The sequence below is a fragment of the Algoriphagus sp. 4150 genome, from assembly GCF_031457395.1.
Classification (GTDB): domain Bacteria; phylum Bacteroidota; class Bacteroidia; order Cytophagales; family Cyclobacteriaceae; genus Algoriphagus.
Genome location: NZ_JAVDWS010000002.1, coordinates 92,519 through 114,896, shown reverse-complemented (window position 1 = coordinate 114,896; position 22,378 = coordinate 92,519). Strand labels below are relative to the sequence as shown.

Genomic DNA, 22,378 nt, shown 5'->3' with positions numbered 1-22,378 from the left:
TAAGTTGTTGTAGATGATTGAAGTAATTCATTTGACTGATTTATGTGGATTCTTGACTACTTATTCACTGTTGGGAAATCAGCTGTGGATAGATTGATTTTGGGGAGTGGATAACTGTTGGCTTTTCCCCAAATAACTTACCGGGAGAAATAGCCGGGTAAAGCTCGGTGTATAAGTAGCGGGTTATCCTTGCCTACCCAGTTTTTATCCACACTTGAATTGGTACTTATCCACGCCTATTCCTGAATGGTTTTTAAGCCGGTTTTTGGAGTAGCTTTTATCTGAAGATCCTCCAAGGTCCAGCCACCTCTGATGGTAATATTTTTACTTGATGTTTCGGGATCGATGTAATGGAACACACGTTCTGCATACCGTCTTTCTCCATAGTTGGCGGGATCCCAGCGATGGTTTCTGTTTGCATCCTCTATTATTCTGATTTGGTAGTTTCCTGCTTCTATTAATCTGAAGGAAAATTTGTTTCCTGTCTCTACGTAGGATTCTCTTTTTATGTCGCCTTTGCTATCGAGCAGCTGGATAATGAAAGGCCCTTCTGCGCCCTGGATTGTTCCGGTAATGGCATCTGCCAGTGTTTCTCTTTTTAGTCTTTTGTAATTGGCTGTGAGTAGACCTTCATTGTACAACCCTTCGATATCCCTAAAGGTAGAATCAGAAGCTTTGAGCGTGAAAGCATCGTAAGGTATGGAGTCCGGTACAGTTAGGGTAATATCGATAATATCTCTTCTTAGTGAGTCTTTGAAGCTTAGCATCTCGGGGGAAATCCTAATCATTGAGGCGGTATCGTAAGCAATATAAAGTGAATCGTAATTGATACTTTTCACAGGTTTGTTGAAGGTTAATTCTATAGGGAGCGTTTGGTAGAAGTTCTTCCCGGAGTTAGGAGTAATGGTCAGTTTTTCCGGTTTTCTGTCGGATTCTTCAAATTTTGCCCAGACTAGGGAATCAATTTGGTATCCCACCGAATCTTTTAAATTGATCTTAAAAGATAGGCTATCAGAAACAGGTGACTCTGAAAATAGAGTGATTCTTTTGTCTCCCATTGTATAGAAAATTTTATTTCCGAGTTTCTCGTTTTCCAGAGAGATGTCAACGGGCATTTTATTTAGGACAATTGTATACTTTGATCCTAATGGTGAAGAACGGAGTAATTTGATGGGATTTTGATCGCCTTTTGATAGGTTGAATTGTATCCCTTCGATGTTTTCGTCGATACTGATGGTGTCTTTGATAAAGTCAAAAGCTTCTGACTTGTATTCTGCTTTAAGGCTATTATTGTCATCCTGCCAAGCATAAGCCAGATATTTGCCTGCTTTAATATTTGAAATGTTGAATCTACCGGCTGAATCCACCTGAGTAAGGTAATATGGTGGCGCTAGGAAGACGTTTGTGGTATCATTCATCGGGTATAAACCGACTATCGCATCTTCCAGTTTGTCCTTTCTTTCAGGGAAGTATAAGTTCACTGAGCCGGAAAATGTGAGACTGTCTATACTTTGGCCTGTTGAAAATACTAGCCTTAGATTTTCCACCGGATTTCCCTCGGACAGATCTTGGATTGACTTTTGGAAGTTGAACACATAGGTTGTACTATCTTCCAATTCCTGGTTTAGCTTGATTACGAGCGTATTCTTCAGAGCAGTGAATAGTACCTCGTCCTTATTTATTCTGGGCGTAATAAGGATATTTTTGTTGGCATTATCCAGCTTGATATATTCGTTGAAAGTGATGGTGATCTCCTCAGGCTTTGTATTCAGACTTTGATCCTTAGGATTCATTTCTGTAACAATCGGGGGATCTTCATCTCTTGGCCCTCCCATTGGTGCGCTTTGCTTGGCACATGAGAAAGCGAATACGCTTATAACTAAAAGGACTATTAGGTTATTTTGTTTCACTTCTTTTTGAAAACGAATAGATTACTAGAATAATTTCCTGCGGCCTTGGCTGCTTCTTTGTTAGATTTTTTTCCTGAAAGAATAGCCTTCCAATATTTCTTTACTATGGATTGTTTTGGATTTGCATATCCTTCGGATAAGAGAGAGACGTAATAGCTGTCAAAAGTCATCGGCAATATTTCCTTTAGCTGTAAATCGAAGATTTCTGCGAAATTTTCAATGGCTTGGAGATTGAAGTGGTAGAGATGTCTTGGTACATCCCAACCTGCCCAATGTTCACCATATTTTATAGCATCGTGACTTTCGGGATTTGGCACAGCAATTAATATGTAACCACTTGATTTTAAGTGTTTTATAAGTTTTTTTACTGTTTTTCTGAGCAAATGAACATGCTCTAATACATGATAGAGTGTTATAATGTCAAAAGAGCTTCCTTTAGGTAGCTCATTGATGGATTCGTATACCTTTCCACTTATTTTTGAGTTAGCTAGCTTTCTGGCTTTTTCATTTGGTTCTATACCTGTTACTTTCCATCCACGGGTATGAGCATGCGCCAATAACTCAGCAGTTCCGCATCCGAAATCCAAATAATTTCCTTTGCGAGGTTTGAGACTGGTTAAATACTTTAGTTTTTGGGATATATTGTATTTTCTTACTTTTTGATAGGCAAGTTGGGTCAGGTTTTTAGCCTTATCATCGTGGGAGAAATATTCGGGGAAATCGTAGTATGGGGCTATTGTATCTTGCTTGGGTCTTGGATTCGTAAATTTTAACCCACAGTTGGTACAGTTGCATAGTATGAAAGACTTCTGGCTTACTGCAAAATCTTTTATTTCTTGATAGTTAAGAAAAAGTCCACTCTTGCAGAGTGGACATTTAGTAAGTCTTTCTAACATTTTATCTTCCAAGGTAGACGGTAATTATAGATAAGTCTGCGGGAGTCACTCCACTGATTCTAGAAGCTTGCCCCATTGTTTCGGGTCTTATCTTATTAAGTTTTTGTTTTCCTTCGGCAGAAAGTGCAGGAATGGATATGTAGTCAAATTTTAACGGAATTTTGAAGTTTTCCATATTACTGAGTTTCTCTACCATTTGCTGTTCTTTCTCTATGTAGCTGTCATACTTGATTTGTATCTCAGCCTGTTCAAGCACATCATTTGAATACTTGGATAGATACTCCCCTATTTCTGTATTGAAACTCTTCAAATGCTCAAGACCTATTTGTGGTCTTTTCAGTAACTTTTCAACTGATATTTTTTCTTTGATTAATGCTGAACCGGATTCTTCGAGGCCTTGATTGACACTTTCGGGACTTACTTTCTTTTGTTTTAGCTCATTGATCAGTTTAGCGGTCTGTTCCTTCTTGATATTCATTTTCTCCAACCGCTCGTCGGAAGCCAAACCGATATCATGTCCTTTCTTGGTCAACCGAAGATCTGCATTATCCTGACGGAGTAGAAGCCTAAACTCAGCCCTGGAAGTGAACATTCTATAGGGCTCTTCAGTACCTTTATTGATCAGGTCGTCTATGAGCACGCCTATATAGGCATCTGATCTTTTTAGTAAGAAAGGATCTTTTTCTTGAACTTTTAGGCTGGCATTGATTCCAGCTACCAATCCTTGTGAAGCTGCTTCCTCATATCCTGTAGTTCCGTTAATTTGGCCTGCGAAATATAAATTCTCCATCAATTGAGTCTCTAATGTGAGTTTCAGCTGAGTTGGTGGAAAGAAATCATATTCTATTGCATAACCGGGGCGAAACATTCTTGCATTCTCAAATCCTGCAATTTTCCTTAATGCTTTATATTGTACATCCTCAGGTAGCGAAGTAGAGAAGCCGTTGATGTACATTTCCACGGTATTCCACCCTTCGGGTTCCACAAATATTTGATGTCTGTCTCTCTCCGCAAACCGATTGATTTTATCTTCAATAGAGGGGCAGTATCTTGGTCCAAGTCCTTGTATCCTTCCATTGAACATGGGTGATCTATCGAATCCTTCTTCCAGACTGGAGTGAACGTCTTTATTTGTATAGGTAATCCAGCAAGTTCTTTGCTCTTTTAGTGTTGAAGTGGCATCAGAATAGCTGAATTTTTCCGGTTTTTCATCGCCATATTGAACTTCCATTTTCGAATAATCCAGACTTCTTCCGTCCACTCTTGGAGGAGTTCCGGTTTTCATTCGACCGGATTCGAAGCCTAATTGTACCAATTGCTCCGTAATTCCTCTGGCTGCAGCCTCTCCGGTTCTTCCTCCTCCAAATTGTTTCTCACCAATATGGATCAGCCCATTTAGAAATGTTCCATTGGTTAATACAACACTTTTAGCTTGTATTTCTAGGCCAATGCTGGTTCTGACACCCTTTAATTCTCCGTTTTTCACCAATAAACCTGTGATCATTTCCTGCCAGAAATCCACATTTGGCGTTTGTTCTAGAGCTAATCGCCACTCTTCTGCGAACTTCATGCGGTCATTTTGGGACCTTGGTGACCACATAGCAGGACCTTTCGACCTGTTAAGCATCCTGAACTGTATCATGGATTTATCAGAGATAATCCCTGACATTCCCCCCAGCGCATCTATTTCTCTTACAATTTGCCCTTTTGCCACCCCTCCCATTGCAGGATTGCATGACATTTGGGCAATGGTGTTCATGTTCATAGTACAAAGCAGTACTTTGGAACCCATCTGTGCCGCAGCATGTGCTGCTTCACAGCCCGCGTGCCCGGCCCCTACTACTATGACATCATATATTGGAAACATTGTTTATTTCTAGTTTACTGTTTCACGTGAAACGTTTGCAAAATTGCCTTTATTGATAAGAACTGTTTCACGTGGAACGTTTAAATCTCATCAAATAAATTTATAGCAAAATCCTCTTTACTTCTCATTAAACTGGCCTCTGTTTTCGACTTGTCTTTGTAGCCAAGCAAGTGAAAAAGGCCATGGCTGATTACTCTGCTAAGTTCTTTTTCCAGCTGTATTTTTAATGTTTCTGCGTTTTCTTTTACCCGCTCTATACTTATGAATACGTCTCCTTCTATGGTGCCTTCTTCATCGGAATTATCGAAAGTGATAATGTCGGTATAAGTGTTGTGGTCCAGATATTCTACGTTGATATTGTGCAGATATTCGTCAGAGCAAAAAACATAATTTAAATCTGCGATTTTATTATCCTCTGCCTGGGCTAGCTGCTTGAGCCAAGCTTTCCTTTTTCTCTTTTCTTTGAGCGAAAATGAAATGTCCTCAGTAAAGAAATTAACAGGCATGGCTTAATTCATGTAGAATGATAAAATCGTCTTTGTGCCGTTTTCTTCAAATTTCACATCATCGGAAAGATGCTTTATCAAGAAAATCCCCCTACCGCCTGTTTTTTCAATATTCTCAGGAGATGTAGGATCCTTAAGCTCATTGTGGTCGAATCCTGCCCCCTCATCTTTAATAGTAAATAAAAGCAGATCTTCTTCAAGTGCTAATTCCAAGTGAACAAGCTTATTTTTGTTGCCTTGATTTCCATGTATGATTGCATTACTGATGCATTCAGTTACTGAAATCATAATGTTACCGTAGATGTCATCATTGATTTCAAATTTTTCACGAGCATTGTCGATAAAACTTTCAATTATTTTTATGTTCTCAAGAAGAGAAGGAATAGAAATTTTTATGCTTTTCATCATAATTTTATGCAATGAGTAATATTTGCTTTTATTCTACTTCTATTAATATCGGACAATGATCGGAATGCATGGCGTCTGTTAATATCACCGAATTTTTTAGACGCTCTTCCATAGAAGTGGTTGCCATGTGATAATCAATTCTCCATCCTAAATTTTTTGCCCGAGAGTTTGCTCTATAACTCCACCAGGTATAATTATCAGGCTGGTCGTTGAATTTTCTGAAACTATCCACAAATCCGGATTCTGTAAATTTATCCATCCAAGCCCGCTCTTCCGGCAAGAATCCTGAAGTGTTCTTATTTGATTTTGGATTATGAATATCTATAGCTTTATGACAAATATTATAATCTCCACTCAATATGAAATTGGGGGTCGTTTGCTTTAGATCTTGTATATAACCAAAGATATCGTCTAAGAATTCGTATTTGAATGTTTGACGAATATCGCCGGTGGTACCTGAAGGGAAATAAGCTGTAAGAAATGAGAAATCTTCAAAATCAACCTGAAGAAGCCTGCCTTCATCATCGTATTTTGAATAATCCATTCCTAGTTTTACCGATTTCGGTTTTATTTTAGTCAAAATCGCTACTCCACTGTACCCCTTTTTAAACGCCGGATACCAATATATTTCGTAGCCTAAATCTTGGAAAATAGTAGCATCTATCTGATCTAAATTGGCTTTAACTTCTTGTAAACCAATTACATCTGGATTTACCTGCTTGAGCCAATCTACAAATCCTTTGTTCATTGCAGCACGGATGCCATTCATGTTATACGATACTATTTTCACGGGTTATTCAATTACTATTTCGTATTCCTTTTCAAAATATTCCAATACCTGAATTTTTAGAAGCTTCTCTTGGTCAAGCAGATCAAAATGCGGAAGTTCCTTTGTCAATTTCCAATGTGGCCAACCATCCTGATCCACATAGTCAAGTTCATAAAATCCATCGTAACTCAAAACTTTGCAAACAGCGATGTGCATCAAGTCTTGCTTTTGCTCTTTGCTGAATATCTTATTTCCTTGGCCAAGTTCTTGAACACCTATAAGAAAGAGTACGCCATTTAAGTCCGCAGGTTTTTTACCTATGGTTTCTTTAAGGCCTTCTAGCAGCTTCGACCAGCGTTTTTCTAATTGAAGATCACGTTTAAACATTGTAATCTACTGATTTTCAAGTATTTCCCAGTATTCTGTAGCTCTTCTCAAATGTGGGATTACTATTGTCCCTCCTATCAAAGTCGCGATCGAGAATACTTCAAATATTTGTTCTTTCGTCAAGCCTGCTTCATGGCATTTTCCTAAGTGATACTTTATACAGTCGTCACACCGTAATACCATAGAACAAGCGAGCCCAATCATTTCCTTAGACTTTATATCTATAGATCCTTCAGCGTATGCATTGGTATCGAGATTAAATATACGCTTGATTACTTTATTGTCTTCAGCCAAAATCTTATCATTCATCTGGCTGCGGTACTCGTTGAATTCCTCTATGAGATTCATTATCTTAACTGTTTAGTAAAGAATTAAGTAGCAAATATACCACTATTTGCCCTTGACAGATAGGAACAAGCCTTTTTCACAATGCGTTTATTTTTTGTAAAAGATTTTTTGGATTTGGTCTTTCCACGCAATTGTCTTTTGTGCGGGACGTCTCTTCACGACCATGAGAAAAATCTATGTGTAATTTGTAAGGGCACTCTCCCTGTTACTAGCTATCATTTAAGGCCAATAGACAATGATTTATGCGAAAAGATAAAAGGACTAAGTACTGTAGGTATGGTGATGGCCTATCTGAAATTTACCAAAGGTGGGCACAGCCAAAAACTTTTACATCAGCTTAAGTACAGAAATAAGCCGCAATTGGCTCAAGAACTGGGGTACTTGTATGGTAAAATTCTAAGTGAACATGGATTTGAAAAATGCTGGGACATCATCGTTCCTGTACCGCTACATTCGCTGAAACAAAGTCGTAGAGGATATAATCAGAGCGAGCAATTCGGAATTGGGCTCAGTGAGGGACTTTCGATGAAATTGGAAAATGGATTAGTCCGTAGGAAATTTACTGAAACACAAACTCAAAAATCCCGATTGGAACGAATGAATAATATGGATGATGTATTTGAAGTTTCTCCTTCCACTTCCCTTGCCAATAAGTCAATAGTGCTTGTAGATGATGTGATGACAACTGGAGCTACCTTGTGTGCTTGTGCCAATGTGCTTTTGGCAAATGGAGCAAAAAATGTAGATTTGGTCACCATCGCAGCAGGAGGATAAAATTATGATTGATATAGAATTATTGAAGTACCCGATAGGTAAATTTCTAAAGCCTGGAAATATTTCGGACCAACATCTGAAAGAAGCTATCGATTACCTCCGTTTATTTCCTAAGTATTTGGAAGATACGGTTGATAAGTTCACAGAGAAGCAGTGGAGCACGCACTATCGCCCAGGAGGCTGGACTGTAAGACAGGTAGTCCATCACCTATCCGACAGTCATATGAATGCTTTGATACGCTTCAAACTGGCTCTAACAGAGCAAAATCCCACCGTCAAGCCTTATGATGAAGCGTCGTGGGCGAGAATGCCTGATTATTCAGTGCCAACTGATACTGCTCTGGCTTTAATAGAAGGAATCCATCTAAAGTGGGTAACTATACTGGAAAGCATGACCTCATCAGATTTTCAGCGAACCTATTTCCATCCGGAACATCAAAGCTCTGTCCCCTTATCCGAGGTAACACTGATGTATCATTGGCATTCCATGCATCATTTGGCACAAATTCAGCATTTGATAATTCGGGAAAAGTGGTAGGTGAATTTAAACCTTCTTTCAGAAAGCCTCATGATTTACTGAATATGGAGAGGATTTTGCCCTGAATGGTATTGTATTAAATGAGCTGACGAAGTCTGAAGATATTGCTCCTATTGTCACCCTGCTTTTTTCTGGCTTAGCTGATTGTGCTACAGGCACTAGTACTGATATTAATGCGGGTCGTATGTACACTGAGAAACGTTTAACATTTTAGGAAATCCCATGCCCCAAAGGCAAAGAACCAACGATAGTCTTTCACCGGAATTAATCAAACTATTGAAGATTTTTGGCTTGATATCTATTGGTTTGGTATTGCTTCTCTCCTTTTTCAATACTAAGCGGGCAAATAATTCAGGCGAAGATCTTAGTTTTCGGATGACTTCTTCGAGCCGTATGTATTTTCTGAATGTACGTGTCATCAACTATGACAGGGAGACCAGATCTGATGCCGGGATGCTTCTTTTTCGTCATGGGAAAAGAGAAGTTTCCAAGAGTAATCCCACACTGGATTTGGTGATCATCCTCAATAATTCTAAAGATGAGGCTTATTTGTATCTAGAGCCTGTAAATGTGGAATGGCCACTGGAAATCAGAGCTTCTTCCGGCGGCACACAGGAGGAATTTCAACTTCAAAACGGTAATAATTCGGAGTTTTTAAGGTATGTGAGACAACTTGAGCCTTGGATAACTAATGAAGCCAAATTTGAAATAAAGCAAAATGCAACCTGGGTTGATCTTTGGAGCAATCCAAAGGAAAAAGAAGCCTTAAAAACTATATTGGAAGATTATTTTAGATTGATAAATAAACAAGGATAATTCTATGGAGAACTTGAGTCCACACTTAGAGTATTTCAGAAAATTGATTGGCCAAAAATTGGATAAAACACCTTCCAAAGCAGGGAACTGGCTGTCAGGAACACTTTTGGAAATTGATAAAGGCTTGATAAAAGTATCTTATACTGTTTTGCCGGCAATGTGCAACCCTGCTAGAATTCTGCATGGTGGGGTAATGTCACTGATGATAGATGATGTGATCGGGATGGGTAATTTTGTGGCAGGATCGGAGTATTTGATGACAAGCGTCAACTTGAATGTTGACTTTTTATCTGCTGCGCAGATCGGCGAGACATTGGAAGTTTCCGCCAAATTAGTCCGCTCGGGTTCTAACCTAAACCATTGGGATGCCGTAATCACTAAGGATTCAGGCAAGCTTGTGGCAAAAGCAAGTTCCAATATGATCAAAACCCATATTAAGCTAAGTGAGCTCAACTTTTAAACATTTATACAATCTAATTTTACACAAATGAAATCGAGCATAATCCAAGAGTCACACACTGGAATTATTATAATGTATGCGAGATTCCATGTGGCCATTGAAAAACAAATTATAATCACATGAAAAAAATCCTTTTAATCGCTTGCTTTAGTATATTTTCTTTAGCTGCTTTTTCGCAAACTACGATTACATTTCACCAAAGTAATCTGCCATTTTTGGGCGTAAATTATCAATTTGGAGAACGGTTTATACCGGAATTCAGAGTGGGAACAGATGCTTTTTTAAGTGATTTGAGCGTAGAATTGGTTGCCAATTACAAGTTCAAAACAACAGATAGATTTGAGTTTTACGGAGGGATAGGGCCGAGAATCGGAGACTTTGATGGGATAGTAGTTCCGGTTGGCTTAAATATCTATCCGTTCGATCAAAAAGATTTCGGATTTCATATAGAAGGAGCGCCGATTATAGGGTTCAGTGACAGTTCTATTTTTCGGGGGTCCTTTGGTCTAAGATACCGATTCAACAAAGACTAGAACTGCTTCAGTTTTACCATCAAATCCCAAACTGCTATCCCCAGCGATACAGAAATATTCAAGGAGTGCTTGGTGCCTAACTGTGGAATTTCCAATACCGCATCGCAGGCATTAAGCACTTCTTCTTCTACTCCAAAAACTTCATTTCCGAATACCAGTGCATATTTTTTTCCTGACTCGGGAATGAAATCATTGAGTTTCACAGAGCGGTCCACCTGCTCCAAAGCGCAGATCTGATAACCTTCCGCTTTGAGTTTTTCTATGGCTATCATGGTATTCAGGCAATATTTCCAGGCTACGGATTCTGTTGCTCCCAACGCAGTTTTCTGAATATCCCGATGGGGAGGAGTGCCTGTAATACCGCAGAGATAAATTTTTTCTATACCGAAAGCATCTCCTGTCCGAAAGGAAGAACCCACATTATTTAAGCTTCGAACATTGTCCAGAACGAGCACAATCGGCGATTTATCCATTTCTTTATACTCTTCCACAGATACTCTTTCGAGCTCTTCCATGCTTAATTTTTTCATCCTTTTTTGTTCTGCTTTATGAATGGCTTATTTTCGACTTTATTCTCCCAGTGAATTTTCGAAATTAAGTATAAAAGTAAGCATACCCCATGAGTAAGTCTAAAGACGGCAAAGAAACGCCCTTAATGAAGCAATACAATGCCATCAAAGCCAAGCATCCCGGTGCGTTATTGCTTTTTCGGGTTGGGGATTTCTATGAAACCTTCGGTGAAGATGCCGTGCGGGCAAGTAAAATTCTGGATATAGTGTTGACCAAACGGGCAAATGGCTCCGCATCACATATTGAGCTAGCAGGATTTCCTCATCATTCATTGGATACGTATTTGCCAAAATTGGTGCGTGCCGGAAATAGAGTGGCTATCTGTGATCAGTTAGAAGATCCCAAGTCCGTAAAAGGCATTGTAAAGCGTGGAGTTACTGAATTGGTGACCCCGGGGCTTTCTTTCAATGATCAAGTGCTCGATACCAAGAAAAACAATTATTTGGCATCTATTTCTTTTGGGAAGGATAAGCATGGAATCGCTTTTCTGGATCTTTCAACAGGGGAATTTATGTGTGCGGAAGGAACTGCATCCTATTTGGAGAAGTTGATTCAAAGCTTTGCTCCTGCAGAAATTATTTTCTCAAAAGCTGCTAAAAAGGCTGCGGTCGATCTGCTCAAGAATGATTTCATCACCTTTCACTGTGAAGATTGGGTCTATCAGTATGATTTCACCTACGAAAAGCTTAAAACACATTTTGGTACAGCAAATCTTAAAGGGTTTGGTGTAGAAGAAATTGAAGCTGGAATTATAGCTGCAGGAGCGATTTTATATTATTTGGAAGAAACGGAGCACAAAGAAATACAGCATATTTCTTCGATTTCGCGGATAGCGGAGGAGAAATATGTGTGGCTGGACAAATTCACCATACGTAACCTAGAACTGGTATTTCCCCAGCATGAAGGCGGTGTGCCCTTAATCAGTATTTTGGATCAGACGGTGACACCGATGGGTTCAAGAATGATGAAAAAGTGGATGGTGCTTCCACTAAAAGAGAAGTCAACCATAAATGAGCGGCTGAATGTCGTGGACTTTTTCTACCAGAATTCAGCGTTGATCGATGAGATGGTTGACCCGCTCAAGCATATCGGTGATTTGGAGCGATTGATTTCCAAAGTAGTGGTAGGGCGGGCAAATCCACGTGAGATCAACCAAATCAAGCGTGCATTGAAGAACACACAGCCGATTAAAGAACTTCTCAAAAACCAGAAGAATCCTACATTACAACGTCTATCGGACCAGCTATATCCATGTGAATTTCTACTTGAGAAGATTGGTAAGGAGCTTAAAGAAGATGCGCCTATGCTTACGCATCAGGGCGGCATTATCAACGATGGGGTGGATGCGGAATTGGATGAATACCGTGGGTTGGCAAATACGGGAAAGGATTTCTTGGTCCAAATCCAGCAGCGGGAAGTTCAAAAAACGGGTATTTCTTCACTTAAAATAGCCTTTAATAAGGTTTTCGGGTATTATCTTGAGGTCACTCATTCGCATAAAGACAAGGTGCCGGCGGAGTGGATCCGTAAGCAAACACTTGTAAATGCTGAGCGATACATCACTCCGGAGCTGAAGGAATATGAGGATAAAATCCTGAACGCGGAAGATAAAATGATTGCAATCGAGCAGCGTTTTTTTCTGGCTTTAGTCCAGGAGGCCGCTCAGTTTGTGACCCAAATCCAGCAAAACGCCAGAGTTCTCGGCACGCTGGATGTATTGCTTTCCTTTGCTCAAGTGGCACTTTCCAATGGCTACTGCAGACCAAAAATCTCGGACACAGAGACGCTGGAAATCAAAGACGGAAGACACCCGGTGATTGAGAAGCAGCTGCCTCCCGGGGAGAATTATGTACCCAATGATATCTACCTGGACCACGATTCACAACAGATCATGATCATCACAGGGCCAAATATGGCCGGTAAATCGGCGCTGCTACGCCAAACGGCTCTGACGGTGCTGATGGCCCAGATGGGAAGCTTCGTGCCCGCATCCTTTGCCAGAATCGGTATTATAGACAAAGTTTTTACCCGTGTGGGCGCTTCGGACAACTTGTCCAAGGGAGAATCCACATTCATGGTGGAGATGACAGAAACTGCAAGTATTCTGAACAATCTCTCAGACCGAAGCTTGGTCTTGATGGATGAAATCGGCCGGGGCACATCTACGTATGATGGGATCTCCATTGCGTGGTCCATCGTGGAGTATTTGCACAACCACCCTACCTACCGGGCAAAAACACTTTTCGCAACCCATTATCATGAGTTGAACCAACTGGCATCTGATTTCCCGAAAATCAAGAATTTCAATGTGTCTGTAAAAGAAGTGGGAAACAAGGTGATTTTCATGCGGAAGCTAAAGCCGGGGGGCAGTGAGCACAGTTTTGGTATTCACGTGGCCCAAATGGCAGGCATGCCTAATCCCATCGTGTTGAGAGCGGCTGAGATTATGTCTCATTTGGAGAAGGACAAGGCTGTAGCGGAACAAAGAGAAAATGTAAAATCTATTCCAAAGAATAATTACCAGCTAAGTATGTTCGAAATGGATCCCAAATTCCAAGAGGCAAAGGACTTAATAGAAGGAATTGATATCAATTCAATCTCGCCAATAGAAGCACTTTTGAAATTGCATGAAATCAAAAAGAAAATCGAAACATAAGAATTTCGGTTTCGTGTATTAAATTAAGTTTTTAGATAAATAGATTTTTTTATGGATAAGGTATTGCTGAAAGATCTTCGGAAGCAAAATAAGTTCACTAAATTATTTCAAGAGTGGAAAGAGCAGGAGTTTCATGAGCATCCTGAGGAGCAAAAGAAAATGGATGAACTGGAGCAATTGAGCCAGAGCATTGGCATGCGGGAAGGGATGACTATTGCTTGCTTTGACTATAGAAATCTGAGTTTGGCCTTTTTTACCGGAAACGTAGAAGAGTTGACAGGATATCCGGAGTCAATTTTTCGGGCCAAGGGAATGGAAGCATCGTTTACGATGATTCATCCTGAAGACAGGCCTGAGCTTTTTCGCTTTCAAAAAATAGTTTTCGACAGTTTTCATCAACTTACGCTGGAAGAGAAGCATACGTTCGAATTTTCATATACCACCCGCTGGGTGCATCGTAAAACCCGGGTAATCTCTTGGATGCTCGGGAAAGTACGGCCTTACTTGATTGATTCGGCAGGTAATTTTGCCATGGATATGCATATCATTGTCCAGCTTCATACACCTCCCAAATCCACTGGGTATGATTGGAATTACTCTTACCAAAAAGAGGACGGGACCCGGATATTTGTGAGCAAAAATTCCCCTAGTAGCCGGGTAATTTCTTTGACTCGGAAGCAAAAGGAGATTGTAAAGCTGATTTTGGAAGGAAAGGAATCCAAGGAAATCGCAGCAGATTTGAATATTTCAGTGAATACAGTGGCGACACATAGGAAAAACATCTTAAAGAAGCTCCAAGCTAGGAATGTAGGAGAAATGGTGAAAATATTATCAATGTATCCGTTTTCATAGTTCACTGAAAATCAATGATAAGGGTAGTAAATCAAGAAAATCAAGAAAAAAATAACGAAGGAATGCTTGTGATTTTATTTCTGGCGCTTACCTTTGCATCCACAATTCAACTGGATCACGTTCCGGTTAACACAACGCGAGAGTAGCTCAGCTGGTAGAGCACGACCTTGCCAAGGTCGGGGTCGCGAGTTCGAATCTCGTCTCCCGCTCAAAAAGCCCTTGATTCAAGGGCTTTCTTGTTTCAGGTAATTAGTAGTTCCGACACGTCGGAATGAAGCCGGGATGGTGGAATAGGTAGACACGCAAGACTTAAAATCTTGTGGCCGTAAGGCCGTGCGGGTTCGATTCCCGCTCCTGGTACATAAGCTTCGTAGAAATACGGGGCTTTTTGTGTTTTATTTCGGATACTTTTTCAGGAGAACGGATGTTGTTTACTCAAAAAACTGACGAAATAACTTTCAAATGCAAAGGCTACGCATGAATCATCTTATAGCCAAGAAGAGAAGATTGTAATCAGCGGACAAACCGCAAATAAAACTCAAGCTTTCCCATTGATCGAACGCGAGATCAGGGAGATATTTCCTTTGCTTACTCCGTATTTTTCAGCTAAGGGGTTCCATTGTTTCAATGCAGTTCTTATTTGGTCAATAATGCCTTCTATCGTTTTTTTTGGCAGCTTGGCTTCTAACCCGAGTTTTGTCAAATGGGCGATGGTTGGATTTTTGCCCTCACCCATCACCATAGTGCTTTGCTCTCCTGCAGGACCATTTGAAAAAGTAAGATCATAGGCAGGTGCAAGTTTCCATTCCCCAGATGCATCCATTATAAAGCTAAAATTCTTCGCATGGTCATCTCTATTGTGGGCCAATACATTAAAAACTGCCAAACGGTACATTTTCTCGACCTCACGGATATCTTTGGTGAGTATTCCTGTTAAATTGATCAAGTCTTCATAATCAAGTGAAGGAGCCCTAAAATCACTATGCAGCAAACCGCTTGCCGTGTGCATATGAAGCCTCTGGCCCTTATCTCTGTCAAACCGCCTAACGGCAAAATAACCCGCTCTTTTTTGTGACGGAAACAAATGCACTATAGGCATTGAAATACCCGCTTCCTTAGCCATGAGTGCATACACATATTCAACGGCACCCGCATCTTGGCCATCTTGCGAATTTGGAAATTTTACCAGCCATGGCTCAAATCCCTTTTCAAGCCGCTTTGCTCCATATGAAATATGTGTACGGTCGGCATCCACACCAATGAGTGCTTTTGGTCGGGCGCCTGCGGAAGATCCGTTCAGGGCTAGTAATTCTTTGATCACTTCTTCAGAATCACCTTGCAGCACGCCCTCTGTTTGTGCGGCCAAATGATCCAGGTCAATTAATTCGTGTCCATCGGAGGGACTATGATCAGGCTCGTAAACTAAAGCACCCATACCGTGCAAACCCACATATGCCAGGCGGTCTAACGCTGAAAGATTGGCAGGAAGCATCCCTTGAGTTCTCACCATACGGTCAAAAAGTAATCGTCCCCACCCATCGGGTAGACTATCGCTAAAAACTCCCGACAATCCCTCAAAAGGGCGTGGAGGGAATTCGATGACACCTCTTTGTAGTGGTAGGCGAAAAGGTGAGATTTCGATGCCCTTTTGCAGGAATTCATTATCGTACTCAAAATAGATGATACGCTCACGTAAAGCGAGGCGCCCTACCGGCTGGATCCCTGAGCCGAAATCCAGCCCGGCCTTAATTTCTGTGACAAGCTTAGTCATTTCTTACGGCCTCTTTTTCGCTCCATACTGTCATCGTCTTTTAACACTTCTGAGATTGATGTGAAATTCGGCTTTGGAGGCTGTAGAGAATGAATAACTTCTTCCAACCCACCGACAATCCACAACAGCTTTAAAAAGGATTCCAAGGAAATCAGCCCCTTTTGCTCAAACTTTCGTAAGGTCGCAAGAGCAACCCCTGACCGCTCGGCTAACCCTTCTTGGGTTAGCCCTATCTTAAGACGTCTTTTTCGGACGCTTTCAGCAATTTTCAGTTGGGCTTTATAAGGGGATATAAGCGATACCATAGGAGTACTTAATAGGTAAAAATGTGTAATACTAATACTATGATAGTAGAAATATTCCAAATATCCAATCCAAATGAAGACGCTTTTGGCATCACGCATGAAGTATTTCAACATATGAGCTACCAAGCCCGCGATGAAAAGCAATGCGATTTTGAGCGAGGAGCTGAGGGTACTGAAAAAGGCCGGCTTTAATATGCCGGCCTAATTGGTAGGGTTGAAGAATTGATTATCAGGGAAAGTACCTGAAAACTTCCACTTTGGATCCGTTATGATTTGATGATTCCCTCAAGATCTGCCGGCGAATAGGCTACGGATTTCAATGTTTTTCTATCCCCTTCTCTAAAAACCAAATACAAATCACCTTCTTTCTCATAAAAGCATTCTGTGCCTTTGGCATTGTAATGAGCTATGGTAGCTTTTGCCTCATCTTCTGTTTTGCAGGCTTTGCTCATATTGGAGCGCTGTACTTCGTCGAACAGGCTTTTGAATTTTTCTCCCAATCCAAACTCCAAGATCGCCCCTGATAATACGTACTGCAAATCGCACAAGGCATCTGCCACTTCCACCAAATCATTGTTTGCGATAGCTTCTTCCAACTCTTTCAGTTCTTCAGCCAAAAGCGAGACGCGCAAATCACACCTTACTTTGTCCGGAATAATGGGAGAAGGTAAAACGGGATGCTTGAAAGTTTCGTGGAATAAAGCGACAGAAGTAAGTGACTTAGGATCTTGCATTTTTTTAAGTTGTTGAAAGGCTGAAATAACTAAAAAAGACCGGAATTTCCGGTCTTTTTTGAATGGTTTTGTTAATTTGAATTACATGGAAGCTGCGGTATATCGCTCAGCTACTGTCTTCCAATTCAATACATTCCAGAACGCAGAGACGTAATCAGGACGTTTATTTTGATAATTTAAATAATACGCATGTTCCCATACATCAAGTCCCATCAGTGGTGTTCCTTTGAAATCAGAAACGTCCATCAACGGATTGTCCTGATTTGGTGAAGAGCCCACCGCAAGTTTTTTATCTTCTCCTACTACCAACCAAGCCCAGCCTGATCCAAATCTGGTTTTGGCAGCATTCTCAAATTCTGTTACAAAAGCATCATAGCTACCGAAGGAAGAATCAATCGCAGCAGCAAGTTCACCTTCCGGTTTTCCCCCTCCGTCCGGGGACATTACTTTCCAGAATAATTCGTGGTTATAATGTCCGCCTCCGTTATTTCTCATTGCTGTGGAGTACTTGGAGATATTTTTCAGCACATCTTCCAGCGGCTTATTGGTATCTACTTTTTCCTCTTCGAGTGCAGCTTTCAGGTTTGAAGCATAAGAAGCAGCATGCTTTGTATAATGAATTTCCATTGTTTTGGCATCAATATTTGGCTCCAAGGCGGAATAGTCATAAGCTAAAGGAGTTTGGGAATAGTCGGTGGCTAAAATGGCTTTTCCATCTCCTTTGACATCATTGGCGCAGGCAGAAAGAATGCCTGTGCCTACGAATCCCATAGCAAGACTGGCTTTGGTCGTGTTTGACATAAAAGCCCTTCTGGATAGAAATTTTTCAAGGTGTTGCATAAGTAAGGTTTGGTTTAGTTGTCCTTGTTTTGATCAAGAGAGTATGAAACTAAGCATTTTTCGGCGGTTTTTAAATTGAGAATCAGACAATAAGTCTGATTTTGTGACAAGATGTTTAAGTTTGTATTTCAACGTTCGCTTGGATGGGTTTTTGTCCCGATGTACCACAACAATTTTCCATGGAAATTTCATTCTACAAATATCAAGGAACCGGCAATGACTTCGTCATGATCGATGATCGTGCCCGTAAGTTTGATGATTCGGATTTAGAACTAGTCAGTAAGCTGTGCGACAGAAAATTTGGTGTTGGCGCTGATGGATTGATTCTCATTAGAAATCATCCGTCGTATGATTTTGAGATGATCTATTTCAATGCCGACGGAAGCCAGAGCATGTGTGGCAACGGAGCAAGATGTGCAGTGGCCTTTTCGGCATTTCTGGGAATTGTGGCTGAAAAAACAAGTTTTCTGGCTATTGACGGAGCGCATGAGGCCATTCTGAAGGAGGGGCTGGTGCATCTGCTGATGGGTGATGTGGCCGGAATAGAAGAGAAAGGGGCTGATTCCTTTGTCAATACAGGTTCTCCGCATCACATTCGCTTTGTTCAGGACATAGCGCAATATCCTGTTTTCGAAGAGGGGGCAAAAGTGAGATATGATCAGATGTATGCTCCTGCCGGCACAAATGTCAATTTTGTGGAAAAGATAAGCGGGGACGAAATCTTTGTCCGTACGTATGAAAGAGGTGTGGAAGATGAGACACTTTCCTGCGGGACCGGGGTCACAGCCGCTGCGATTGCAGTGGGCAAAGATCTGCCTGCAGCTACTGTCAAGATCAAAACCCTTGGTGGTCAGCTATCTGTGAAATTTAAAGCTTCCGAAAAAGGCAGCTTCAAAGAAATATGGCTGATAGGTCCTGCTGAGTCTGTTTTTGCCGGGAAAATAAGCGTTTGACCGGTTGTTGAAGTTCTTCTTCTAGGAACCTGTTTTATTATCAATTATAACAAAAAGGGCTTAATTTTGAAGCCCTAATAGAGAATCACAATAAGCTAGCATGTTAGATATTATAGCAAAAGGACTTGCAAAAGTATTTGGAACCAAGTCCGACAGAGATATCAAGGAACTTCTTCCGATTGTAACACAGATCAATGAAGTTTTTTCCGGGTTAAAGAGCCTCAGCGATGATCAATTGCGAGCTAAAACTGAAGAAATCAAGGCTGAAATCAATGCCCATCTGAAGGAATATGATGACAAGATCAGCACGATCAGATCAAAGGTAGATGAGTTGCCGGCAAAGGCTATTCACGAAAAAGATCAGCTTTTCAATCAGATAGATCAGATCGAGAAGGACCGAAACGAAGCATTGGAAGTAGTTTTGGAGAAGGTTTTACCAAAGGCTTTTGCAGTAGTAAAAGAAACGGCGAGGCGCTTCAAAGAAAATGGAAAGCTGGTGGTGAAGGCAACTGACCGCGACCGCGAACTCTCTGCCGGCAAGCAGAATGTGGAGATCCAAGGAGATGATGCGATCTGGCACAACAAGTGGATGGCCGCAGGCACTGAAGTAGTGTGGGATATGGTTCACTACGATGTACAGCTGATCGGCGGGATGGTGCTTCACAAGGGGAAAATTGCCGAAATGGCGACAGGTGAAGGTAAAACATTGGTTTCTACCCTACCGGCTTACCTTAATGCACTTGCGGGACGTGGAGTACACATCGTTACGGTGAATGATTACCTGGCCAAGCGTGATTCCGAATGGAATGCGCCACTTTTTGAATTCCACGGATTAAGCGTGGATTGTATAGATAAGTATACTCCCAACTCAGCCGGACGCAAGAAAGCCTACAGATCGGATATCGTATATGGTACCAACAACGAATTTGGCTTTGACTACCTAAGGGACAATATGGCCCGTGAAGCGGGTGACTTAGTTCAGGGCAAGCATCATTATGCGATGATAGATGAGGTCGATTCTGTATTGATAGATGATGCGAGAACGCCATTGATTATCTCGGGACCTGTACCAAAAGGTGACGTGCATGAGTTTGATGACATGAAGCCGAGAGTTTCTACTCTCGTAGAGGAGCAGCGTAAGTTGGTTCAGGGTTTCTTGAGCTCTGCCAAGAAAATGATTGCTGACGGCAATGATAAAGAAGGCGGCTTGGCACTTTTCCGTGCATTTAGGGGAATGCCTAAGTACAAGCCATTGATCAAATACCTTTCTGAGCCCGGGATAAGAGTAATTCTTCAGAAAACAGAGAACTATTACTTGCAGGACAATAAGCGGCAGATGCCTGAAGCAGATGAACCGCTATTGTTTACCATAGATGAAAAAACAAACGTAGTCGACCTGACCGATCGTGGTATAGAGACGATGACTACCAAGAATGAAAATACAGAATTCTTTATTCTTCCTGATATAGGGATAGTGATTGCCGATTTGGAGAAGGAAGAAGGAATTACGGATACTGAAAAGCTTGTCCGTAAAGAAGAAGCAATCAAAGACTATAGCGTAAAAGCACAACGGATTCACACCGTAAACCAATTGCTCAAGGCATATTGTATGTTTGAGCGGGACACTGAATATATTCTGGTGGACGGTAAAGTGAAGATTGTGGATGAGCAGACCGGTCGTGTGATGGAAGGTCGCCGATACTCAGACGGATTGCACCAGGCAATAGAGGCGAAGGAAAATGTGAAGGTGGAAGATGCTACCCAAACATACGCCACCATTACCCTGCAGAACTACTTTAGAATGTATCACAAGCTGGCGGGGATGACCGGTACGGCCGAGACTGAAGCGGGGGAATTCTGGGAAATCTACAAATTGGACGTGGTGGTCATTCCTACCAACAAACCAATAATCAGAGCTGACCGTGATGATAAAGTTTATAAAACTGTCCGTGAGAAATTCAATGCTGTAGGTGATGAGATCAACGAATTGGTCGCTGCAGGAAGACCTGTGTTGGTGGGTACTACCTCGGTAGAAATATCTGAAGTACTCAGCAGAATGCTGACTTTGAAGAAAATCCCCCATCAGGTATTGAATGCGAAGCAGCATGCTAAGGAAGCGGATGTAGTGGCTATTGCCGGGCAAGCAGGTACGGTCACAATTGCAACGAACATGGCCGGTCGGGGTACAGATATCAAACTGACTCCTGAGGCAAGAAAAGCCGGAGGATTGGCAATTATCGGTACGGAGCGTCACGAATCCCGTCGTGTGGATAGACAGTTGCGTGGTAGGTCCGGACGTCAGGGGGATGTGGGTTCTTCTCAGTTCTTTGTTTCCTTGGAAGATAGCTTAATGCGTCTCTTCGGTTCTGACCGTATCGCTAAGCTGATGGATAGAATGGGGCTTGAGGAAGGCGAGGTTATCCAGCATAGCATGATATCCAAGTCTATCGAGCGTGCCCAGCGCAAGGTGGAGGAAAATAACTTTGGCACTAGAAAGAGACTGCTCGAATACGATGATGTGATGAACTCCCAGCGTGAAGTAGTCTATAAAAGGAGAAGAAACGCACTGAAGGGAGAAAGGCTGGAGCTGGATATCTTGAATATTCTCTATGATGTCTGCGAAGGCTTGGTAGATATGGGTAAATCCAATGCTGATTCTGAGGACTTCAGAATGAATGTGTTTACTACGCTCGGTGTGGATTACAACGTAACCGAAAATGATCTGAAATCTAAGGATGCGGGTCAATTGACCCAAGAGCTATATACGGTCGCTTTTGAAACGTATCAAAAGAAAAGTGAAGCAATGATGAATACTGCGCTTCCGATTTTCAAGCGTGTTCAGGATGAAAGAGGTGCTACTGTAAAGGATATCATGGTGCCTATTTCCGATGGTATCAAGCAAATCGGCGTGGTTGTGAATCTTGAGGATACAGTTAATTCCGAAGGAAGGGAATTAGTGAGGGCTATAGAAAAAAATGTTTCGCTGGCGATCATTGACCAGAACTGGAAAGAGCACCTTAGAGATATGGATGACTTGAAGCAGTCTGTTCAGAATGCCGTTTATGAGCAAAAAGATCCACTCTTGATCTATAAGTTCGAAGCTTTTGAAATGTTTAAGCGCTTTATCGGCAAACTTAACGAAGACATGACTTCTTTCTTGTCCCGTGCTGATTTACCTAAACAAGACCCTAATCAGGTACATGCCGCTGCTCCCCAGAGGGCTTCGGAGCCACAGGTTCAAGCATCAAAAGCTGATGTGGGAAGTACACTCAATCCCGGCGCCAACCGGGCAGCAGTAGCCGCTTCCAACGCCGGAAGACCTGCTCCACAAGTAGTAGCTCCTAGGAAATCGGATAAGGCTTACGGAAGAAATGACAAAGTTTCTGTTCAATATACAAACGGAACCACGAAAAATGATGTGAAGTACAAAAGTGTGGAACAGGATGTGCAGGAAGGAAAATGTGTAATCATTGATAACTAAACAA

At 41.5% G+C, this 22,378-nt stretch carries 23 protein-coding genes and 2 tRNA genes; 12 read left to right on the top strand and 13 right to left on the bottom strand.

Going from position 1 to position 22,378, the window contains the following annotated elements:
• Positions 1-236: 236 nt before the first annotated feature.
• From J2X69_RS03850 to J2X69_RS03815, 8 genes are all read right to left on the bottom strand, one after another.
• The gene (locus J2X69_RS03850) at positions 237-1,835 is read right to left on the bottom strand and encodes an Ig-like domain-containing domain (RefSeq protein ID WP_310098735.1); all 1,599 of its coding nucleotides are present in this window, start codon (positions 1,833-1,835) and stop codon (positions 237-239) included.
• A gap of 71 nt (positions 1,836-1,906) precedes the next feature.
• A complete protein-coding gene (locus J2X69_RS03845; RefSeq protein ID WP_310098733.1) occupies positions 1,907-2,818 on the bottom strand; it encodes a class I SAM-dependent methyltransferase in 912 nt (303 codons plus the stop codon).
• Positions 2,808-4,673 carry a tRNA uridine-5-carboxymethylaminomethyl(34) synthesis enzyme MnmG gene (gene mnmG, locus J2X69_RS03840; RefSeq protein ID WP_310098731.1) on the bottom strand — a complete coding sequence of 622 codons (1,866 nt, stop codon included), beginning with the start codon at positions 4,671-4,673 and terminating at the stop codon, positions 2,808-2,810. The genes J2X69_RS03845 and mnmG overlap by 11 nt, the downstream gene beginning before the upstream one ends.
• Before the next feature lie 80 nt (positions 4,674-4,753).
• Complete coding sequence (ybeY, locus tag J2X69_RS03835) at positions 4,754-5,179, bottom strand: rRNA maturation RNase YbeY (protein ID WP_310098729.1); 426 nt, start codon at positions 5,177-5,179, stop codon at positions 4,754-4,756.
• Positions 5,180-5,182: 3 nt separating this feature from the next.
• Positions 5,183-5,584 carry an ATP-binding protein gene (locus tag J2X69_RS03830; RefSeq protein ID WP_310100068.1) on the bottom strand — a complete coding sequence of 134 codons (402 nt, stop codon included), beginning with the start codon at positions 5,582-5,584 and terminating at the stop codon, positions 5,183-5,185.
• A gap of 31 nt (positions 5,585-5,615) precedes the next feature.
• Positions 5,616-6,377 carry an exodeoxyribonuclease III gene (locus tag J2X69_RS03825; protein ID WP_310098728.1) on the bottom strand — a complete coding sequence of 254 codons (762 nt, stop codon included), beginning with the start codon at positions 6,375-6,377 and terminating at the stop codon, positions 5,616-5,618.
• A gap of 3 nt (positions 6,378-6,380) precedes the next feature.
• Entirely contained in the window at positions 6,381-6,743 is a 363-nt protein-coding gene (locus tag J2X69_RS03820; protein ID WP_310098726.1) for a hypothetical protein, read from the bottom strand.
• A 6-nt stretch (positions 6,744-6,749) separates the two neighbouring features.
• A complete protein-coding gene (locus J2X69_RS03815; RefSeq protein ID WP_310098724.1) occupies positions 6,750-7,091 on the bottom strand; it encodes a carboxymuconolactone decarboxylase family protein in 342 nt (113 codons plus the stop codon).
• Positions 7,092-7,172: 81 nt separating this feature from the next.
• Between J2X69_RS03815 and J2X69_RS03810 the strand changes: the two genes are divergently transcribed.
• The 5 genes from J2X69_RS03810 (at position 7,173) to J2X69_RS03790 (ending at position 10,212) form a co-directional block, all read left to right on the top strand.
• Positions 7,173-7,865 carry a ComF family protein gene (locus J2X69_RS03810; RefSeq protein ID WP_310098722.1) on the top strand — a complete coding sequence of 231 codons (693 nt, stop codon included), beginning with the start codon at positions 7,173-7,175 and terminating at the stop codon, positions 7,863-7,865.
• A 4-nt stretch (positions 7,866-7,869) separates the two neighbouring features.
• Positions 7,870-8,403: a YfiT family bacillithiol transferase gene (locus J2X69_RS03805; protein WP_310098720.1), complete on the top strand. Its 534-nt coding sequence runs from the start codon at positions 7,870-7,872 to the stop codon at positions 8,401-8,403.
• Between the two features lie 222 nt (positions 8,404-8,625).
• The gene (locus J2X69_RS03800; protein WP_310098718.1) at positions 8,626-9,219 is read left to right on the top strand and encodes a hypothetical protein; all 594 of its coding nucleotides are present in this window, start codon (positions 8,626-8,628) and stop codon (positions 9,217-9,219) included.
• Positions 9,220-9,223: 4 nt separating this feature from the next.
• A complete protein-coding gene (locus J2X69_RS03795; RefSeq protein WP_310098715.1) occupies positions 9,224-9,679 on the top strand; it encodes a PaaI family thioesterase in 456 nt (151 codons plus the stop codon).
• 119 nt (positions 9,680-9,798) lie between these two features.
• Positions 9,799-10,212: a hypothetical protein gene (locus J2X69_RS03790; protein ID WP_310098713.1), complete on the top strand. Its 414-nt coding sequence runs from the start codon at positions 9,799-9,801 to the stop codon at positions 10,210-10,212.
• On the opposite strand, the gene J2X69_RS03785 is transcribed toward J2X69_RS03790, so the two are convergent.
• Positions 10,209-10,742, bottom strand: coding sequence for an RNA methyltransferase (locus tag J2X69_RS03785; RefSeq protein WP_310098711.1), 534 nt, complete (start codon positions 10,740-10,742; stop codon positions 10,209-10,211). The genes J2X69_RS03790 and J2X69_RS03785 overlap by 4 nt on opposite strands.
• A gap of 89 nt (positions 10,743-10,831) precedes the next feature.
• Between J2X69_RS03785 and mutS the strand changes: the two genes are divergently transcribed.
• From mutS to J2X69_RS03765, 4 genes are all read left to right on the top strand, one after another.
• A complete protein-coding gene (gene mutS, locus J2X69_RS03780; RefSeq protein ID WP_310098707.1) occupies positions 10,832-13,438 on the top strand; it encodes a DNA mismatch repair protein MutS in 2,607 nt (868 codons plus the stop codon).
• Positions 13,439-13,489: 51 nt separating this feature from the next.
• Positions 13,490-14,290: a LuxR C-terminal-related transcriptional regulator gene (locus tag J2X69_RS03775; RefSeq protein WP_310098705.1), complete on the top strand. Its 801-nt coding sequence runs from the start codon at positions 13,490-13,492 to the stop codon at positions 14,288-14,290.
• Between the two features lie 136 nt (positions 14,291-14,426).
• Positions 14,427-14,499: transfer RNA gene (locus J2X69_RS03770), tRNA-Gly, on the top strand.
• A 67-nt stretch (positions 14,500-14,566) separates the two neighbouring features.
• Positions 14,567-14,650 (top strand) — tRNA-Leu (locus J2X69_RS03765).
• Between the two features lie 178 nt (positions 14,651-14,828).
• Here J2X69_RS03765 and J2X69_RS03760 read toward each other — a convergent pair.
• Together J2X69_RS03760 and J2X69_RS03755 are read right to left on the bottom strand one after the other, a co-directional pair.
• A complete protein-coding gene (locus tag J2X69_RS03760; RefSeq protein ID WP_310098703.1) occupies positions 14,829-16,061 on the bottom strand; it encodes a type II toxin-antitoxin system HipA family toxin in 1,233 nt (410 codons plus the stop codon).
• On the bottom strand, positions 16,058-16,366 hold the full coding sequence (locus tag J2X69_RS03755) for a helix-turn-helix transcriptional regulator (protein WP_310098700.1): 309 nt from the start codon (positions 16,364-16,366) through the stop codon (positions 16,058-16,060). The genes J2X69_RS03760 and J2X69_RS03755 overlap by 4 nt, the downstream gene beginning before the upstream one ends.
• Before the next feature lie 39 nt (positions 16,367-16,405).
• Here J2X69_RS03755 and J2X69_RS03750 point away from each other — a divergent pair, with 39 nt between their 5' ends.
• Positions 16,406-16,558, top strand: coding sequence for a hypothetical protein (locus J2X69_RS03750; RefSeq protein WP_310098698.1), 153 nt, complete (start codon positions 16,406-16,408; stop codon positions 16,556-16,558).
• 74 nt (positions 16,559-16,632) lie between these two features.
• Here the strand turns inward: J2X69_RS03750 and J2X69_RS03745 are convergent, their stop codons facing one another.
• Complete coding sequence (locus tag J2X69_RS03745; protein ID WP_310098696.1) at positions 16,633-17,100, bottom strand: nucleoside triphosphate pyrophosphohydrolase family protein; 468 nt, start codon at positions 17,098-17,100, stop codon at positions 16,633-16,635.
• Positions 17,101-17,181: 81 nt separating this feature from the next.
• A complete protein-coding gene (locus tag J2X69_RS03740; RefSeq protein ID WP_310098694.1) occupies positions 17,182-17,940 on the bottom strand; it encodes a superoxide dismutase in 759 nt (252 codons plus the stop codon).
• A gap of 179 nt (positions 17,941-18,119) precedes the next feature.
• Here J2X69_RS03740 and dapF point away from each other — a divergent pair, with 179 nt between their 5' ends.
• Together dapF and secA are read left to right on the top strand one after the other, a co-directional pair.
• A complete protein-coding gene (gene dapF, locus J2X69_RS03735; RefSeq protein ID WP_310098692.1) occupies positions 18,120-18,893 on the top strand; it encodes a diaminopimelate epimerase in 774 nt (257 codons plus the stop codon).
• A 100-nt stretch (positions 18,894-18,993) separates the two neighbouring features.
• On the top strand, positions 18,994-22,374 hold the full coding sequence (gene secA / locus J2X69_RS03730) for a preprotein translocase subunit SecA (protein WP_310098691.1): 3,381 nt from the start codon (positions 18,994-18,996) through the stop codon (positions 22,372-22,374).
• The last annotated feature ends 4 nt before the right edge of the window (positions 22,375-22,378 follow it).

Bases quoted from the DNA above. Each gene is read 5' to 3' on its own strand.
- J2X69_RS03850 (WP_310098735.1), bottom strand. From the start codon at position 1,835: ATGGGAGGGCCAAGAGATGAAGATCCCCCGATTGTTACAGAAATGAAT.
- mnmG (WP_310098731.1), bottom strand. From the start codon at position 4,673: ATGTTTCCAATATATGATGTCATAGTAGTAGGGGCCGGGCACGCGGGC.
- ybeY (WP_310098729.1), bottom strand. From the start codon at position 5,179: ATGCCTGTTAATTTCTTTACTGAGGACATTTCATTTTCGCTCAAAGAA.
- J2X69_RS03830 (WP_310100068.1), bottom strand. From the start codon at position 5,584: ATGAAAAGCATAAAAATTTCTATTCCTTCTCTTCTTGAGAACATAAAA.
- J2X69_RS03820 (WP_310098726.1), bottom strand. From the start codon at position 6,743: ATGTTTAAACGTGATCTTCAATTAGAAAAACGCTGGTCGAAGCTGCTA.
- J2X69_RS03815 (WP_310098724.1), bottom strand. From the start codon at position 7,091: ATGAATCTCATAGAGGAATTCAACGAGTACCGCAGCCAGATGAATGAT.
- J2X69_RS03810 (WP_310098722.1), top strand. From the start codon at position 7,173: ATGCGTTTATTTTTTGTAAAAGATTTTTTGGATTTGGTCTTTCCACGC.
- J2X69_RS03805 (WP_310098720.1), top strand. From the start codon at position 7,870: ATGATTGATATAGAATTATTGAAGTACCCGATAGGTAAATTTCTAAAG.
- J2X69_RS03800 (WP_310098718.1), top strand. From the start codon at position 8,626: ATGCCCCAAAGGCAAAGAACCAACGATAGTCTTTCACCGGAATTAATC.
- J2X69_RS03795 (WP_310098715.1), top strand. From the start codon at position 9,224: ATGGAGAACTTGAGTCCACACTTAGAGTATTTCAGAAAATTGATTGGC.
- J2X69_RS03790 (WP_310098713.1), top strand. From the start codon at position 9,799: ATGAAAAAAATCCTTTTAATCGCTTGCTTTAGTATATTTTCTTTAGCT.
- J2X69_RS03785 (WP_310098711.1), bottom strand. From the start codon at position 10,742: ATGAAAAAATTAAGCATGGAAGAGCTCGAAAGAGTATCTGTGGAAGAG.
- mutS (WP_310098707.1), top strand. From the start codon at position 10,832: ATGAGTAAGTCTAAAGACGGCAAAGAAACGCCCTTAATGAAGCAATAC.
- J2X69_RS03775 (WP_310098705.1), top strand. From the start codon at position 13,490: ATGGATAAGGTATTGCTGAAAGATCTTCGGAAGCAAAATAAGTTCACT.
- J2X69_RS03760 (WP_310098703.1), bottom strand. From the start codon at position 16,061: ATGACTAAGCTTGTCACAGAAATTAAGGCCGGGCTGGATTTCGGCTCA.
- J2X69_RS03755 (WP_310098700.1), bottom strand. From the start codon at position 16,366: ATGGTATCGCTTATATCCCCTTATAAAGCCCAACTGAAAATTGCTGAA.
- J2X69_RS03750 (WP_310098698.1), top strand. From the start codon at position 16,406: ATGATAGTAGAAATATTCCAAATATCCAATCCAAATGAAGACGCTTTT.
- J2X69_RS03745 (WP_310098696.1), bottom strand. From the start codon at position 17,100: ATGCAAGATCCTAAGTCACTTACTTCTGTCGCTTTATTCCACGAAACT.
- J2X69_RS03740 (WP_310098694.1), bottom strand. From the start codon at position 17,940: ATGCAACACCTTGAAAAATTTCTATCCAGAAGGGCTTTTATGTCAAAC.
- dapF (WP_310098692.1), top strand. From the start codon at position 18,120: ATGGAAATTTCATTCTACAAATATCAAGGAACCGGCAATGACTTCGTC.
- secA (WP_310098691.1), top strand. From the start codon at position 18,994: ATGTTAGATATTATAGCAAAAGGACTTGCAAAAGTATTTGGAACCAAG.